At 60.6% G+C, this 13,962-nt stretch carries 17 protein-coding genes; 8 read left to right on the top strand and 9 right to left on the bottom strand.

The genetic code is table 11. The annotated features are described in order from the left end of the window. The first annotated feature begins 77 nt into the window (after nt 1-77). Nucleotides 78-827: a 4Fe-4S dicluster domain-containing protein gene (locus ACR0IV_RS16625; protein ID WP_480659756.1), complete on the top strand. Its 750-nt coding sequence runs from the start codon at nt 78-80 to the stop codon at nt 825-827. Continuing rightward, on the top strand, nt 827-1,714 hold the full coding sequence (locus ACR0IV_RS16630) for a dimethyl sulfoxide reductase anchor subunit family protein (RefSeq protein WP_480659757.1): 888 nt from the start codon (nt 827-829) through the stop codon (nt 1,712-1,714). Before ACR0IV_RS16625 ends, ACR0IV_RS16630 begins: the two co-directional genes overlap by 1 nt. A gap of 130 nt (nt 1,715-1,844) precedes the next feature. Here ACR0IV_RS16630 and dapA read toward each other — a convergent pair whose 3' ends face one another. Continuing rightward, nucleotides 1,845-2,717, bottom strand: a complete 873-nt coding sequence (gene dapA / locus ACR0IV_RS16635) for a 4-hydroxy-tetrahydrodipicolinate synthase (RefSeq protein WP_480659758.1) — start codon at nt 2,715-2,717, stop codon at nt 1,845-1,847. A 133-nt stretch (nt 2,718-2,850) separates the two neighbouring features. Between dapA and ACR0IV_RS16640 the strand changes: the two genes are divergently transcribed. Then, entirely contained in the window at nt 2,851-4,815 is a 1,965-nt protein-coding gene (locus tag ACR0IV_RS16640; protein WP_480659759.1) for a lytic transglycosylase domain-containing protein, read from the top strand. Here ACR0IV_RS16640 and ACR0IV_RS16645 read toward each other — a convergent pair. Further along, nucleotides 4,789-5,658 (bottom strand): DMT family transporter, encoded by an 870-nt coding sequence (locus tag ACR0IV_RS16645; protein WP_480659760.1) that lies wholly within the window; start codon nt 5,656-5,658, stop codon nt 4,789-4,791. The two genes, ACR0IV_RS16640 and ACR0IV_RS16645, sit on opposite strands and share 27 nt — an antisense overlap. Continuing rightward, on the bottom strand, nt 5,655-6,320 hold the full coding sequence (gene mnmC2, locus ACR0IV_RS16650; RefSeq protein WP_480659761.1) for a tRNA (5-methylaminomethyl-2-thiouridine)(34)-methyltransferase MnmC2: 666 nt from the start codon (nt 6,318-6,320) through the stop codon (nt 5,655-5,657). Before mnmC2 ends, ACR0IV_RS16645 begins: the two co-directional genes overlap by 4 nt. A gap of 55 nt (nt 6,321-6,375) precedes the next feature. Here mnmC2 and ACR0IV_RS16655 point away from each other — a divergent pair, with 55 nt between their 5' ends. Together ACR0IV_RS16655 and ACR0IV_RS16660 are read left to right on the top strand one after the other, a co-directional pair. Then, nucleotides 6,376-7,410 carry an NAD(P)/FAD-dependent oxidoreductase gene (locus ACR0IV_RS16655; RefSeq protein ID WP_480659762.1) on the top strand — a complete coding sequence of 345 codons (1,035 nt, stop codon included), beginning with the start codon at nt 6,376-6,378 and terminating at the stop codon, nt 7,408-7,410. Further along, nucleotides 7,407-7,886: a GNAT family N-acetyltransferase gene (locus tag ACR0IV_RS16660; protein WP_480659763.1), complete on the top strand. Its 480-nt coding sequence runs from the start codon at nt 7,407-7,409 to the stop codon at nt 7,884-7,886. Before ACR0IV_RS16655 ends, ACR0IV_RS16660 begins: the two co-directional genes overlap by 4 nt. On the opposite strand, the gene ACR0IV_RS16665 is transcribed toward ACR0IV_RS16660, so the two are convergent. From ACR0IV_RS16665 to ACR0IV_RS16680, 4 genes are all read right to left on the bottom strand, one after another. Further along, nucleotides 7,878-8,669, bottom strand: coding sequence for an HTD2 family dehydratase (locus tag ACR0IV_RS16665; protein ID WP_480659764.1), 792 nt, complete (start codon nt 8,667-8,669; stop codon nt 7,878-7,880). The two genes, ACR0IV_RS16660 and ACR0IV_RS16665, sit on opposite strands and share 9 nt — an antisense overlap. 14 nt (nt 8,670-8,683) lie before the next feature. Continuing rightward, nucleotides 8,684-9,226, bottom strand: a complete 543-nt coding sequence (locus tag ACR0IV_RS16670; RefSeq protein WP_480659765.1) for an NADPH-dependent FMN reductase — start codon at nt 9,224-9,226, stop codon at nt 8,684-8,686. A gap of 118 nt (nt 9,227-9,344) precedes the next feature. Continuing rightward, entirely contained in the window at nt 9,345-10,016 is a 672-nt protein-coding gene (locus ACR0IV_RS16675) for a YiaD family glycine zipper/OmpA-like lipoprotein (protein WP_480471760.1), read from the bottom strand. Nucleotides 10,017-10,140: 124 nt separating this feature from the next. Then, nucleotides 10,141-10,833: a helix-turn-helix transcriptional regulator gene (locus tag ACR0IV_RS16680; RefSeq protein ID WP_480471759.1), complete on the bottom strand. Its 693-nt coding sequence runs from the start codon at nt 10,831-10,833 to the stop codon at nt 10,141-10,143. A 102-nt stretch (nt 10,834-10,935) separates the two neighbouring features. Between ACR0IV_RS16680 and ACR0IV_RS16685 the strand changes: the two genes are divergently transcribed. After that, nucleotides 10,936-11,121 carry a hypothetical protein gene (locus ACR0IV_RS16685; RefSeq protein ID WP_480471758.1) on the top strand — a complete coding sequence of 62 codons (186 nt, stop codon included), beginning with the start codon at nt 10,936-10,938 and terminating at the stop codon, nt 11,119-11,121. Here ACR0IV_RS16685 and ACR0IV_RS16690 read toward each other — a convergent pair. Next, nucleotides 11,118-11,765 (bottom strand): RluA family pseudouridine synthase, encoded by a 648-nt coding sequence (locus ACR0IV_RS16690; protein ID WP_480659766.1) that lies wholly within the window; start codon nt 11,763-11,765, stop codon nt 11,118-11,120. The two genes, ACR0IV_RS16685 and ACR0IV_RS16690, sit on opposite strands and share 4 nt — an antisense overlap. 97 nt (nt 11,766-11,862) lie before the next feature. Here ACR0IV_RS16690 and ACR0IV_RS16695 point away from each other — a divergent pair, with 97 nt between their 5' ends. Further along, nucleotides 11,863-12,273 carry a nuclear transport factor 2 family protein gene (locus ACR0IV_RS16695; protein ID WP_480659768.1) on the top strand — a complete coding sequence of 137 codons (411 nt, stop codon included), beginning with the start codon at nt 11,863-11,865 and terminating at the stop codon, nt 12,271-12,273. Nucleotides 12,274-12,275: 2 nt separating this feature from the next. After that, nucleotides 12,276-12,980 (top strand): SGNH/GDSL hydrolase family protein, encoded by a 705-nt coding sequence (locus ACR0IV_RS16700; protein WP_480659769.1) that lies wholly within the window; start codon nt 12,276-12,278, stop codon nt 12,978-12,980. On the opposite strand, the gene rarD is transcribed toward ACR0IV_RS16700, so the two are convergent. Beyond that, complete coding sequence (rarD, locus tag ACR0IV_RS16705; RefSeq protein WP_480471754.1) at nt 12,971-13,876, bottom strand: EamA family transporter RarD; 906 nt, start codon at nt 13,874-13,876, stop codon at nt 12,971-12,973. The genes ACR0IV_RS16700 and rarD overlap by 10 nt on opposite strands. Nucleotides 13,877-13,962: the final 86 nt, after the last annotated feature.

A 13,962-nucleotide genomic window follows, 5' to 3' on the forward strand; every position in this document is an offset into this window, starting at 1 on the left:
CTCGAGGGTGAATTGAGCCGCAGGCTCAAGAGGGGGCTGGCCCCCTGCCCTCACCTCACCAGCAGAGGTTCGCTGACATGACCCAGCTCCCCCAATCCACCGAGCGCAAGATGGGTCTGGTCATCGACCTCGACACCTGCGTCGGCTGCCACGCCTGCGTGATCTCCTGCAAAGGTTGGAACACCGAAAACTACGGCGCACCGCTGTCGGATCAGGACGCCTATGGCAGCAACCCGTCCGGCACCTTCCTGAATCGGGTGCATTCCTATGAGGTGCAACCGGATCAGGGGCCCGCTCAGCTGATTCATTTCCCAAAATCCTGCCTGCATTGCGAGGATGCACCTTGCGTCACCGTCTGCCCCACCGGGGCCAGCTATAAACGCGCCGAAGATGGCATCGTTTTGGTCAACGAAAGCGATTGCATCGGCTGTGGCCTCTGCGCCTGGTCTTGCCCCTATGGCGCACGCGAGTTGGACATAGCCGAAGGTGTGATGAAGAAATGCACCCTCTGCGTCGATCGCATATACAACGAGAACCTGCCCGAGGTGGACCGGGTCCCGTCCTGTGTTCGCACCTGCCCGGCCGGCGCGCGGCATTTCGGTGATCTGGGCGATCCGGACAGTGATGTCAGCAAGCTGGTTGCCGAACGCAAAGGTATGGACCTGATGCCCGAGATGGGCACCAAACCGGTCAACAAATACCTGCCACCGCGCCCCAAGGATCAGGTGGAAGACCAGATCGACATTCTCGCCCCACTACTGGCCCCCGTGGCCGAAGAACCCAATGGCTTCCTTGGCTGGCTCGACAAGACGCTGGAGAAACTCTGATGCATCCAGCCCCTTCCGTTATCCTCTTCACCACATTGTCCGGCCTGGGTTTTGGCCTGCTGTTCTTTCTGGGTCTCGGTCAACCCGGAGTGACGGGGTTTGTCGCGTTTGTTTTCTACCTCATTGCCTATGCGCTGGCGGTGGGCGGATTGCTGGCCTCAACCTTCCATCTGGGCCACCCCGAGCGCGCCTGGAAAGCCTTTAGCCAATGGCGGTCCAGCTGGCTCAGCCGGGAAGGCGTCTGCGCCGTGGCGGCGCTTGTCGTCATGGGGCTTTACGCACTTGGTGCCGTTTTTTGGCAAAGTCACTCGATCGTATTGGGTTGGCTCGGAGCGATACTCAGCCTGACGACCGTGTTCACCACCTCGATGATCTACACTCAGCTCAAAACGATCCCGCGTTGGAACATGAACCTGACGCCCGCAATGTTCCTGTCCTTCAGTCTGGCAGGCGGCGCGTTATTGGCCGGAGCTGAGATGCTCGCACCGTGGCTGCTGGCCATCGCCGGAGCAGTGCAGCTTGCCTACTGGGCCAAAGGTGATGGCGCGCTGGAGCGTTCGGGAACAACTCTGGGCACCGCGACAGGATTGGGAAGCCGGGGCGCGGTACGCGCATTCGAGCCGCCGCACACCGGAACCAACTATCTGCTGCGCGAGTTCGTCCACGTTGTCGGCCGCAAGCACGCGCAGAAATTGCGCATGATTGCCTTCGGCCTCGCTTTTGTGCTGCCTTTGGCGCTGATCCTGATCCCTGTCTCTGGCGTGGCGATCAAACATCTCTTTGCGCTTCTCGCCGTATTGTCGCATCTGGCCGGGGTCGTGGTTTCTCGTTGGCTGTTCTTTGCGCAGGCCGAACATGTCGTAGGGTTGTATTACGGGAAACGGTAGAGGGGGCTCTGCCCCCGCCGCGGCGGGCCGCGACTCCCCCGGGATATTTTTAGCCAGATGAAGTCTGGATCCGGCAAAAGAAAGGGCGGCGCTCGGGGTTCGAGGCCGCCCTTTGCTGTATCGCGTTGGTTTAGATCAAGCCCGCATGGGCCATCGCTGCGTCGATGGCGGTTTTTGTGCCGTCTTCCAGTTCGGTCAGGGGGCAGCGCACCTCAGTGCTGCAGAGGCCGAGTTTGCTGAGGGCGTATTTGGCACCAACCAGACCGGGTTCGATAAAGATCGCCTCGTGCAGGGGCATCAGGCGGTCCTGATATTGCAGCGCTTTGGTATAGTCGCCCGCAAGTGTTGCCTGCTGGAATTCCGCGCAGAGTTTCGGGGCCACGTTGGCCGTCACCGAAATGCAGCCGACGCCGCCATGGGCGTTAAAGCCCAGCGCGGTCGCGTCCTCACCCGACAGCTGGCAGAAATCGCCCCCGCAGGAGGCACGTTGCTGGCTGACACGCGCCAGATCACCTGTGGCATCCTTGACGCCGACGATACGCGGTAGCTTGGCCAGTTCACCCATTGTCTCCGGCGTCATGTCGATGACCGAACGGCCTGGGATGTTGTAGATGATGATCGGGATGTCGGCACATTCATGCAGCGCACGGAAATGTTCCAGCAGGCCCTTTTGCGTCGGCTTGTTATAGTAGGGCGTGACTACCAAAGCGGCATCCGCACCCACATTCTTGGCAAACTGGACGAATCGGATCGCCTCGACGGTGTTGTTCGAACCGGCCCCGGCGATCACCGGAACGCGACCAGCAGCGGCCTTGACCACCTCGGCCACAACCGTTTCATGCTCATCATGGCTGAGCGTCGGGCTTTCGCCGGTTGTTCCCACCGGCACCAGACCGGTCGAGCCTTCCTTGATCTGCCATTCCACCAAGCGTTTGAGCGTATCCAGGTCCAACGCTCCGTCTGAAAACGGGGTGACGAGGGCTGGCATCGAGCCTTTAAACATGACACGCTCCTTAAGGTGCAGTTAGCAATTTTTGCGCCCGCGCAGATCACAATCATCGCGATGTGAGTTGATCCCGGCGGCGCAAGGTTTATCCTGAATGGCTCTATCCTTGGTTGGTTGGGAAATGCAAGGCATGACACGCGTTCTGGCGCTTTTGGTGGCGGTGATTCTGGGATCTTTGGGGCAGGCGCGGGCCGAGGCCGTGGGTGATCTGCGTGCAGGGCTCATCGAGATGCGCAAGGGCGACTGGAACGCCGCGTTGCGTGTGTCCGGTCAACGGGGATCGGTATCGCGTGACATCATTGTCTGGCACTGGCTGCGTGAAGGCTTTGGCAGCTCTGGCGATGTGCTTGTGTTCCTGGAGCGGCGCCCGGATTGGCCGGGATTGGCTTGGTTACGCCGAAAGAGCGAACCTTCTTTCACCAACGCAAGCCCGGATCGGGTACTGAAATTCTATGACGGCATGTCGCCGCAAACTGCCGAAGGCGCATTGAACTATGCGGTCGCACTGATGAGCAAGGGCCGCCACGGTGAAGCGGAGGCCGACATCGTGACGGCGTGGCGGACCATGCCTATGGGGGCTGGTCTGCAGAAAACCTATATGGAGAATTTCAGCAAGCTGCTGAAACCACATCACGAAGCACGTCTGGATCGGATGCTGTGGGACGGCAATCTGGTCAGTGCAGAGCAGATGTTGCCTCTGGTCAGTGCGGATTATCGCAAGCTGGCCGAAGCGCGGATCGCCTTGCAGAAGCGCCAGAATGGTGTGGATGGCAAGGTAGCTGCGGTTCCGAAATCCCTGACCGACGCGCCAGGTCTGGCCTTTGACCGGTTTGTCTGGCGCGATCGGAAAGAGCTGGACGACAGTGCCATCGATCTGATGCTGGCGCGGTCGACCGACCCGAAGACTCTGGGAGAGCCTGACAAATGGGCCGAAGGGCGACGCAGGTTGGCGCGCCTTGAGATGCGCACGGGCAGCGCCGAGCGCGCCTATGCAATTGCCGCCAATCACCACATGACGCCGGACATGGGCTATGGCTATGCCGATCTGGAGTGGTTGGCGGGGTTCCTGGCTTTGCGCAGGCTAAATGATCCGGCTACGGCAGTGCGGCATTTCCAGAACTTTTCGGAGGCCGTGCAATCTCCGATTTCGAAAGGGCGTGGCGGGTATTGGCTAGGTCGCGCATACGCGGCACTGGGCGATGCGGACAAAGCGCATGAGGCTTATTCAGCGGGGGCGAACTATCAAACCTCGTTCTACGGATTGCTGGCCGCCGAGAGGATCGGGCGTCCGTTCGACGGCGAACTGGCCAATCCGCGCCGTGCGCCGCATTGGAAACAGGCCGCGTTTGCTGATTCCAGTGTGCTGGAGGCTGGTCTGCTGCTGTTGCGCGCAGGTGAAGGCAATCTGTCTGAACGGTTCCTGACCCATCTGGTGGAAAGCCTTGATCAGACGCAAGCCGCTCAGCTGGGTGATCTGGTGATCGAACTGAATGAGCCGCATCTGGCCGTCATGATCGCCAAACGCGCAGCGACCACGGGCACAGTGCTGCCTGCGGCCTATTATCCCGTGCATCCGGTTGCCGATATGGGCCTGCCCATGGCGAAAGAAATGACGCTGGCCATTGCCCGGCGCGAAAGCGAGTTCGATCCGGTTGTCATCAGCGGCGCAGGCGCGCGTGGATTGATGCAGGTGATGCCCGCGACGGCAAAACTGGTCGCGCAGGATCTGGGCATTCTCGGTGGGCACAAGACCGGACGGCTGACCTCGGACTGGCAATACAATGCCAAACTGGGCGCGAATTATCTGTCCAGCCTCGCCGAGGATTTCAACGGCAATGTGGTCATGATGGCGGCTGGTTACAACGCCGGGCCGCGCAGGCCGATATCGTGGATGGAACGTTATGGCGACCCGCGCCGGGGCGAGGTGGATGTGATCGACTGGATCGAGACGATCCCTTTCAAGGAAACCCGCAACTATGTCATGCGGGTGGCCGAAAGCCTGCCTGTGTATCGCGCGCGTCTCGGACAATCACCGCTGCCGGTGCCGTTCTCGCAGGAACTGGTCGGTTCAACCCTTGCGTCTTTCGCGCCATAAAGTGAACAGACCCGCCGCGATGACCAGAGTTGCGCCCAGCACGACCGCAGAGCGCAGCGTCTCATCAAAGATGGTGATGCCCAGAATTGCGCTCCACATCAGGTGGAAATAGGCGAAGGGCTGTACTGCGCTTGCCTCGGCCATCTCATAACATTTGATCAGCAGCCAATGTCCCAGCACGCCAGTGATGCACAGCAAACCCATCCACAGCCAGTCGCTGCCGACCATCGGCTCCCAGAACCATACGCCGACGCTGGTCATTGCCACCGCCCCGGCGACGCCAGTCCAGAAAAAGCTGGTTGCGGTGCTGTCACGGCGCGCGGCGTATCGGGTCAAAAGACCATAGACGGCGAACATAAGGGCTGAGATCAGAGGGACCACAGCCCAGGGGTTGAACACGCCCGCGCCGGGCTGAAGGATGATCAACACGCCGATACAGCCGACCCCGATGGCGGCCCAGCGCCGCCAGCCGACTTTCTCGCCCAGAACCGGACCGCTGAGCGCGGCAATCAGCAGCGGATAGCAAATGAACACCGCCTGGCTTTCGATCAGCCCGAGGATGGTAAAGCTGAAGACTGCCACACAAATTTCACCGGCCAGCAACAAACCCCGAAATATCTGCAGCCCTAGCTGGCTGGTTTGCGCCGCTGCTCTCAGCCCTCCGGGTGATCTCGCCGCCACGGCAATCACGAAGGCGGCAAAGAACCAGTACCGGATCATCACGACCATATAGGTGTTGTAGGTGCCCGCCAGATGGCGTGAGATGCCGTCCTGCAACGCAAATACGATCGTCGCACCGATCATCAGGGCAATGCCCGCGTTGACGTTGTTCTTCTGGCTCATGGCTTTGCCGCCCGGGTCATGTGCCGCTTGCGGCCAAAGCCAGGGCTGCGGGTTACGTCGAACCCCGCATCGGACAACCCCCGACGCACGAAGCCAGCAGCGGTGTATGTCGCCGCAGTGCCACCACGGGCCGTGTGGTCCGCCACCTGCTGCATCAGGTCAGCCCCCCACAATTCAGGGTTCTTCGCGGGCGAGAAACCATCCAGAAACCATGCGTCCGCTGCGCCAGACCATTGCGGCAAAGTCTGGCGTGCATCGCCATGGATAACCTCAAGATGCAAAGTGTCCAGCGTGCAGGCCTGACCGGTCCAGACAGCCAGAAATCGCTCAGCCCACAGCGACAATTCAGGAAACGCCGCTAACGCCCGTGCCATATCGTCGGCGGACATGGGAAAGGCTTCGAAACTGGTAAAGCGTAGCGGGGTCGTCTGCCCCGCGCCTTCCCACGCGGACCAGACCGTCAGCATGTTCAGGCCGGTGCCAAACCCCAGCTCCGCAATACGAAACCCGGGGGTGAACCGCGCAGGCAGGTCGTTGCCTGCAAGGAACACATGGCGCGTCTCTTCCAGCCCGTTTTGCAACGAGTAATAGGGATCGTCGAAACGGTTAGAAACCGGGATATGATCCTCGGTCCATGTCAGTTCGGCACGCTGGTCTGCCATCGGGTTATCCTGTAGCTAGGCTGCGCGACACTGAACAAGGAAAAGGGGATTGGCAATGGTCGATGTGACGGTGCGCGGCGCAGGCGTCTTTGGCCTATCCATCGCCTGGATCTGCGCCCGGCGCGGTGCCAGGGTGCAGGTGGTTGACCCCTTTGGTCCCGGCGCGGGATCAAGCGGCGGTCTGGTGGGTGCGCTTGCCCCGCATGTGCCCGAAAACTGGAACGCCAAGAAAGCCTTTCAGTTCGACAGTCTGATCATGGCCAAACCGTTCTGGCAGCAGGTTGAGGCGACGGGGGGCGTTTCCCCCGGCTATGCACGCCTAGGTCGGCTGCAACCCGTCGCGGATCAGCGCAATCTGGACCTTGCGCATGCACGCGCGACAACGGCCGAGACACTCTGGCAGGGGCGCGCCAGTTGGAACGTGGTTCCGGTGGCAAAGGTCGGATCCTGGTGTCCACCAAGCCCCACGGGCTTTGTCATCCATGATACGCTGAGTGCCCGTATGCACCCCAGACGCGCCTGTGCCGCGCTGGTTGCCGCCTTGGGTGTAATGGGGGTCGACGTGGTGGCAGAGGCCCCCGACAAAGGTCAAGTCATTCACGCCACGGGTCTGGCCGGTTTGGAAGAGCTCAGCCGCGCTTTTGGCAAGACCGTCGGCAATGGCGTGAAGGGGCAGGCCGCTTTGCTGCGCTTTGATGCAGGCGAGGTTCCGCAGCTGTTTGCGGATGCCATCCATATCGTCCCGCACGCGGATGGCACGCTGGCCATCGGCTCGACGTCAGAGCGGGACTATGATGACCCAAACAGCACCGATGCTGCATTGGACGATGTTCTGGACCGTGCCACGCGCGCCCTGCCCTTACTGCATGGGGCTGAGGTGATCGAGCGATGGGCCGGAGTGCGCCCTCGCAGCAAAAGCCGCGCACCGATGTTGGGCGCGCATCCTTTGCATGACGGACAATTCATCGCGAACGGAGGTTTCAAGATCGGCTTCGGCATGGCCCCAAAAGTGGCCGAGGTGATGGCTGATCTGATGTTGGAAGGGAAAGATCAAATCCCCGAGGATTTCCGGCCCGAGGCTTCCTTATGAGCAACCTTGGCGGAACACCTGAACGCCTGACCCAAAAAGATCCGAGACTGCCCGGTGTCCTGAACCTGATCCGCACCAGCTTTGCCTATATGGAGGGGCGCATTGATCCGCCCTCATCGATGCATCGTCTGTCGCTGGACGCATTACGGGATCAGATGCAAGATGGTGAGGTCTGGGTCATCGGGGATCGCCCGGATGCCGTGGTTTTTCTGACACCTAAGCCGGGGCGATTGTATCTGAGCAAACTCGCCGTCGATCAGAACCAACGCGGGCGCGGCCTCGCCCACCGTCTGGTGACGCAGGCCGAGACACGTGCGGAAGCGCTGGGGCTGAAGGTGTTGGAACTGCAGACACGGGTCGAGCTTGTCGAGAACCACACCGCCTTTGCCCGCACGGGATTTGTGAAAACCGGAGAGGTGGCCCATCCCGGTTATGACCGCACCACCTCAATCACGATGCAAAAGCGCTTAGGCTGAGGCTTCGGCCCGCATGCATTCCCGCCCGTCGGGTCCGCGCACCCAGAAATCCCGTCCGTTTCGGCAAAGGCTAGCTGTCTCAAAATGCATCAGCGGGGCCGTGGCACGGAACGAAAAACGGGTTAGTGGACCCATCAACTCGGTCGCGTAGAGCATCAGAAGCTGTGCCAGCAGGGGGCCGTGTACAACCAACCCGGTATACCCTTCAACGTCCCGTGCATAATCCAGATCATAGTGGATGCGATGCCCGTTAAAGGTCAGTGCCGAATAGCGAAACAGCAGCGTTGTATCGAACCGGACCTCCCGAAAGTCGGTTTCATCCTTTCGGGCCTCCGGGCGCTGAGGGGCCGCTGCGTCCGGCGACGGGTCCTCGCGATAGACCAGATCCTGCCATTCGGTCAGACAATGCGCACCTTGCTGCCAGATCTCGTGGCGTAGCGTGACAAAAGCCAACGGTCCGCTGCGCCCTGTCTTCTTCTTGGCGCTCTCGCGAACGGAACGACGTTCGGCTTGAGTGCCCGCGATCAATGGCGCATGAAACTCCAGCCGACCACCAGCCCACATCCGACGAGGAAGACCCATATCCGGGATAAGACCAAGACCAACCTTCGGGTGCCCATCCCGCCCCAGATCGGTCGACGGCAAAGGTGACCAGAAATAAAGCTGGTGGAAAAACGGTGGCAGGGGCAAACCGGCGTCAATCGACGGCTGTTGTCCCAGCGACACCTGTAACGCATTGGCCCGCGTCGGGTCGATCAGGTCTGTGACGATCTCTGCTTCCATTCCATCCCCGCGGATCAGAACCCGGCCTCGACCCGCAGTTTTTTCATCAGTGTTTGAAGGGAGTGTTCATATCGGTCGCTGATCAACCGTCCTTCGTCATCGAATTCGTTGGAACTGTCCGCCAGATGAAACTCAGGACCCTGAAGAATCCGAGGTTGGAATGGCACCATGAATGACCGCAGGATCATCTGCGCACGCTCCCCTCCGGCACGGCCCGCAGCGGCAGACATCACAGCCACGGGTTTGTCCACCCACGGCTTGCCACTTGTCCGGCTGACCCAGTCCAGCGCGTTCTTCAACACGCCCGACGGCCCCTTGTTGTACTCAGGGGTCGAGATGATCACGGCATCAGCCTGTGCAATCTGATCCGCCAGTATCTGCACCGCTTCGGGGATACCTTGTTCCGCCTCAACGTCACCATCATAGAGGGGCAGGTTCAGGTCCGCTTCGATAAATGTGCCGGGCTCGAACAGGCGCGCGGCCTCGCGCAGCAGCTTGCGATTGGTCGCGTCCTGCCGCAGCGAACCAGAGAGGCCAACAAGGATCGGGTCGGGCATGGGGGAACTCCGTTACGTTGTATCCCCAATTGTTAGCCCGAGATCGCACCAGACCAAAGCCCCGGTGACGCGCACTCACTGTGCAGGAAAAAGGGGCACCCGTAGGTGCCCCTGAATATTACGTGTTTCCGCTGGGGATGATCTCGATATCAACCCGGCGGTTCCGGGCTTTGCCTTCCGGCGTCAGGTTTGACGCTGCGGGCCGGCTTTCGCCCAGACCAATCGTGGTGATGCGTGAACCATTCACGCCATTGGCCTGCAGGATATCCGCAACCGAACGCGCACGCCGTTCAGACAGGCCCTGATTGTACGATGCCTCTCCGTCGCTGTCGGTATGCCCGATGACCTGCACGTTTGAGTTGGGATAGCGCACGAGGTTCTGCCCGACCCGCACCAGATCCGCCCGCAGCGCCGGGTTCACGGTCGAGCTGTCAGTGGCAAAGGTGATGTCATTCGGCACGGTGACGATCAAACGATCCCCGGCATTGGTGATGGTTATCCCGTCATTGGCCAGTTGCTGACGCAGTTCTGCCGCCTGCCGGTCCAGCTGATTGCCGATGACACCGCCACCAGCAGCCCCGATGGCGCCGCCAGCCAATGCGCCGAGCAGCGGATCGGAATCGTTCGCAATCGCGCCTACCCCGGCCCCGATCAGACCACCAATGATCGCACCTTGCTTGGCGTTCTGGTTGGGATCGGCGGGCAGGTTCAGCGTGCCGGGGTCCGTGCAGGCTCCTAGTACCAAAACCGAACTCAGCCCGGCTGCAACAAAAAACTTGGAAATCGTCATGGATTCAACCTTCTGCTCTGGCTCCCGTTTTTCTGCCGGGGGCCACGTTCTTTGCCCTACTGTATCGCTCCGGTTGGCTCCGGGCTCAAGCAACAATCGGGTGAATTCGGCAGTTCCCCGCCGTTCAGTGGGTTTGCACAGGATCATCCCAATGGTTCTGTTCCTGCCAGATCGCGCGCAAAGGCTGGCCTTGTCCGCAAAAATGATCCTCGGTCAGATCGCAGGCCCAGATGCGATCCGTTCGAAAATGGCGGAACCCGTTTCGCAGCTCGCACCAGGCGGCCAGCATAGTGCATTCGATGTGATAGATCAGCGCAACGGGTCGCACCGTGCGTTCGGTCCGCTCGCCGTCGGAATTGACATAGGTGATGCGAATCTTGCGCTCGGCCCGGATCGCCTCACGGTAATTCACGACCGGAACGCAACCTTTCGCCGGGTCGTCAGCGGGCGCCCCCCAAGGTGCAACCTGCAACCAGTCGGCAGGTGCGCGCAAGGCTTCGATTTTGCGGCACACCCTGTCTGCAGCCTGCTGCAAGGTGCTGTCCCCGGTACGGGCGAGCATCGACAGGCCGACCCAAAGCGCCTCGACCTCTTCGGCGTCGAAGTTCAATGGCGGCAGGTCATAGCCACGCCGCATCAGATAGCCGACGCCTGCCTCACCCTCAATCGGCGTGCGCTGAGCCTGAAGCGCGGCGATATCGCGATAAACCGTCCTTACTGAGACTTCGAGCTTTTCCGCCAGCGACTCAGCCGTAACGGGAGCATTGGCAGCGCGTAGAATCTGGATAATTTCAAACAGTCGTGTGGAACGGCGCATCGGTGTCTCCGGTTCGATCTGCTGACATCCTAGCACAGCCCCCTGACAATGTGGTGTCAGGAGTGATCGGCAATGGTGAGGTCAAAGGAAAGGAGACCCATCATGCCAAGCCGAGACCATCACGTCCTGATGACCCTGAAACTGGACCGCTGGACACAAGACCATACTCTGCGCGGGTTCGAGATCGAACGCGAGATCATGGCCACTCGCCAGCCCTGCGCACCCAGGCAGCGCGCACGGCGATTTCCCCTGAGTAATCTCAAGGTGTTCTGGACCCGTACGGCCTAGAAGTCCGCCTTGGCGCGAAATTTCATCGCCACCCCGCCTTCGGGGTTTTTCAGGCGCAACTCCTCCGAATGCAGCATCAGGCGCGGGAAGTCCCGCGCCGGGCCTTCGGCATAGAAAGGATCACCCAATATCGGATGACCCAGCGCCAACATATGCACGCGCAGCTGATGCGAGCGCCCGGTTTTCGGAAACAGTCGCACGCGCGTTGTCCCGCCTTCATACTTGATTACGCGCCAGTCGGTGACCGCGGGTTTTCCGGTCTCGTGACATACCATCTGACGTGGGCGATTGGGCCAATCGACGATCAGTGGCAGATCAACGGTGCCAGTCTTGGACTCAACCTGCCCCCAGACCCGCGCGACGTAGGTTTTACGAGTCTGGCGGTTTTCGAATTGCAGCCCCAGGTGCCGTTGCGCGTTCGGCGTCTGGGCAAAAACCATCACACCCGATGTATCCCGATCCAGCCGATGCACCAGCAGGGCCTGTGGAAACGCCCCCTGCACACGCGTCAGAAGACAATCGGCCAGATGCGCCCCACGGCCCGGCACCGACAGCAGGCCCGAGGGCTTGTTCACGACAATCAGCTGCGCATCTTCATACAGCACGTCCAGAGGCGTCTGCGGGGGATCATAGGTCTCGCTCATGCGCGCCTGCCTATCCCAGCACGCGACCTCCCGCAACGTCGCCCTTGCGTGGTGCGGCATGGTTCAGTCACTCTCGCACCAACCGAGAGGAGACCCCATGCACCCCACGATCGAACGCATGCAAGAGGTTGTCGCGAAAGGCGATGAGAACCTGATCCATGAATTGCTGGCCGAAGATGTGCGGTTCTCACCGCCAACCTACTACAGCACCTGGACCGGTCGCGCGCCTGTTGCCGCCGTATTGGGTCACGTGGGTCAGGTGTTCTCGGACTTCCGCTATCGCCGGATTATGGGCGATGGTAAGGACTGGGCGCTTGAGTTCCAATGCAAAGTGGGTGAACTTGACGCTGTTGGCGTCGATCTGATCACCCTGAACGATGACGGCCTGATTCAGGAGTTCGAGGTCGCCATGCGCCCATACAAAACCGTCGGCGCCCTACGTGAGGCGATGATGGCACGCGTAATGAAGGATGTTCGATTCCTGGAATTCAAGAACGCCCTGAGCTGACCATGCCATTGGCCGCCGATCAGTTTCTGCGCGTACCTCTGCTGCCTGTTCTAGCTCTGCAGGGGCTTTCGGTTCGACGCAACGCGCAGTTGCTGCCCGAACCCAGTGGGCCACGGGAAGGGCGCGAAGGACGAGGCCCTCGCCTGCGTCTGCTCATTACCGGTGACAGCTCGGCCGCCGGAGTGGGCGCAGGCACACAGCGTCAGGCGCTCTCGGGTCAGTTGGCCAGCCGTCTGGCGCGGCACTACTCGGTCGAATGGCAGCTGGAGGCGACGACTGGGTATACCACACAAGACACCATTCATCGTCTCAGCAAACTCGACCAGCAGTTTGATGTGGTGGTCACCGCCCTTGGCGTGAACGATGTCACGCGCGCTGTCTCGCTTGGGCAATTCGAATCGCGGCAAACGGATCTAATGAGCCTTCTCACAAATGGGCTGGGCGCGCAGACAGTGATCATGACGGCAGTACCTCAGATGAACCGCTTTCCCGCTCTGCCCCAACCTCTGGCATGGGTTTTGGGGCAGCAGGCCAAACGCTTGGACCAAGGGTTGCAGCAGGTGGCCTCCCGTTTTCCACAAGTGCGGCATCTGACGTTGGACCTGCCAGACGACCCGGCGCTCGCCGCCCCGGACGGTTATCATCCCAGCCCGAAGGCCTATGCATTATGGGCCGCAGAGGCGGCGCGTCTGATCACTCAGGCCTGAGATCGTATCTGTCGGATCATCGGAATCGAATACACAACCAGCCCGGCCCAGATCAGCGGGAAGGCGATCATCCGGGCGCTGTCGATCTGTTCTCCAAACAGGGTGACGGCAGTGATAAAGATCATCGTGGGCGCAATATATTGCAGGACGCCCATCGTGGACAGACGCACCAGCTTGGCCCCGTTGGCGTAGACCAGCAAGGGTACTGCGGTCACAATGCCCGCCCCCGCCAGCATCATCGTGTCGGACACCGCGGTGCCGAAATGCCCCGTACCCGTCGCCCCCAGCCAGGTCACATAGGCCAAGGCCGGAATCAGCAGGATCAAGACCTCCAGCAGAAATCCCTGATTGGGCCCGATTGGGAGCGAACGCTTGAAAAAGGCATAAAATCCCCAGCTCACCATCAGTCCCAACGCGGCCCAAGGAAGGGTTCCGGCCTGAACCACCAGCACCAGTACGCCCAACGCGGCCAGACCAACGGCCAGCATCTGCGTCTTGTTCAGTGGCTCACGCAGCAGAACGGCCCCCAACGCGATGCTGAACAGTGGGTTGATGTAATACCCCAAGGCCGCATCCAAAGCGTTCCCCGAAGAAATCGCCCACACGTAAATTGCCCAGTTCACAGAAATCAACGCGGCGGTAAGTGCCGCCATGCCCAACATCTGTGGATTGCGCAGCGCGGCCTTCAGGTCAGCTGTCCGACCCAAGACAACAAGCAACAAGCCTGCCACCGGCACCGACCAGATGATCCGATGCGCCACGATTTCCACGGGCCCGACATGCGCCATGGCCTTCATGTACAGAGGAAGAAATCCCCACAAGACATACGCGGTTACAGCAAGGATCAAACCCTTGGGTGTGTCCGCATTCCGGCCAGAAACGTCACGCGAAGTCATTTGGTTCTCCGAGAGGCAACATCCTTGTCTAAGACAAGCCGGCGTTTCAGAAAACACTCTATTCTGTTGGGCGCGCCATCACGGTT

The sequence above is a fragment of the Ruegeria sp. C2 genome, assembly GCF_056537765.1.

Excerpts from the sequence above, each read along its gene's own strand:
- rarD (WP_480471754.1), bottom strand. The coding sequence starts at position 13,876 with ATGACTTCGCGTGACGTTTCTGGCCGGAATGCGGACACACCCAAGGGT.
- ACR0IV_RS16665 (WP_480659764.1), bottom strand. The coding sequence starts at position 8,669 with ATGGAAGCAGAGATCGTCACAGACCTGATCGACCCGACGCGGGCCAAT.
- ACR0IV_RS16630 (WP_480659757.1), top strand. The coding sequence starts at position 827 with ATGCATCCAGCCCCTTCCGTTATCCTCTTCACCACATTGTCCGGCCTG.
- ACR0IV_RS16655 (WP_480659762.1), top strand. The coding sequence starts at position 6,376 with ATGGTCGATGTGACGGTGCGCGGCGCAGGCGTCTTTGGCCTATCCATC.
- dapA (WP_480659758.1), bottom strand. The coding sequence starts at position 2,717 with ATGTTTAAAGGCTCGATGCCAGCCCTCGTCACCCCGTTTTCAGACGGA.
- ACR0IV_RS16645 (WP_480659760.1), bottom strand. The coding sequence starts at position 5,658 with ATGAGCCAGAAGAACAACGTCAACGCGGGCATTGCCCTGATGATCGGT.
- ACR0IV_RS16695 (WP_480659768.1), top strand. The coding sequence starts at position 11,863 with ATGCACCCCACGATCGAACGCATGCAAGAGGTTGTCGCGAAAGGCGAT.
- ACR0IV_RS16680 (WP_480471759.1), bottom strand. The coding sequence starts at position 10,833 with ATGCGCCGTTCCACACGACTGTTTGAAATTATCCAGATTCTACGCGCT.
- ACR0IV_RS16625 (WP_480659756.1), top strand. The coding sequence starts at position 78 with ATGACCCAGCTCCCCCAATCCACCGAGCGCAAGATGGGTCTGGTCATC.
- ACR0IV_RS16685 (WP_480471758.1), top strand. The coding sequence starts at position 10,936 with ATGCCAAGCCGAGACCATCACGTCCTGATGACCCTGAAACTGGACCGC.
- ACR0IV_RS16640 (WP_480659759.1), top strand. The coding sequence starts at position 2,851 with ATGACACGCGTTCTGGCGCTTTTGGTGGCGGTGATTCTGGGATCTTTG.
- ACR0IV_RS16700 (WP_480659769.1), top strand. The coding sequence starts at position 12,276 with ATGCCATTGGCCGCCGATCAGTTTCTGCGCGTACCTCTGCTGCCTGTT.
- ACR0IV_RS16675 (WP_480471760.1), bottom strand. The coding sequence starts at position 10,016 with ATGACGATTTCCAAGTTTTTTGTTGCAGCCGGGCTGAGTTCGGTTTTG.
- ACR0IV_RS16660 (WP_480659763.1), top strand. The coding sequence starts at position 7,407 with ATGAGCAACCTTGGCGGAACACCTGAACGCCTGACCCAAAAAGATCCG.
- ACR0IV_RS16690 (WP_480659766.1), bottom strand. The coding sequence starts at position 11,765 with ATGAGCGAGACCTATGATCCCCCGCAGACGCCTCTGGACGTGCTGTAT.
- mnmC2 (WP_480659761.1), bottom strand. The coding sequence starts at position 6,320 with ATGGCAGACCAGCGTGCCGAACTGACATGGACCGAGGATCATATCCCG.
- ACR0IV_RS16670 (WP_480659765.1), bottom strand. The coding sequence starts at position 9,226 with ATGCCCGACCCGATCCTTGTTGGCCTCTCTGGTTCGCTGCGGCAGGAC.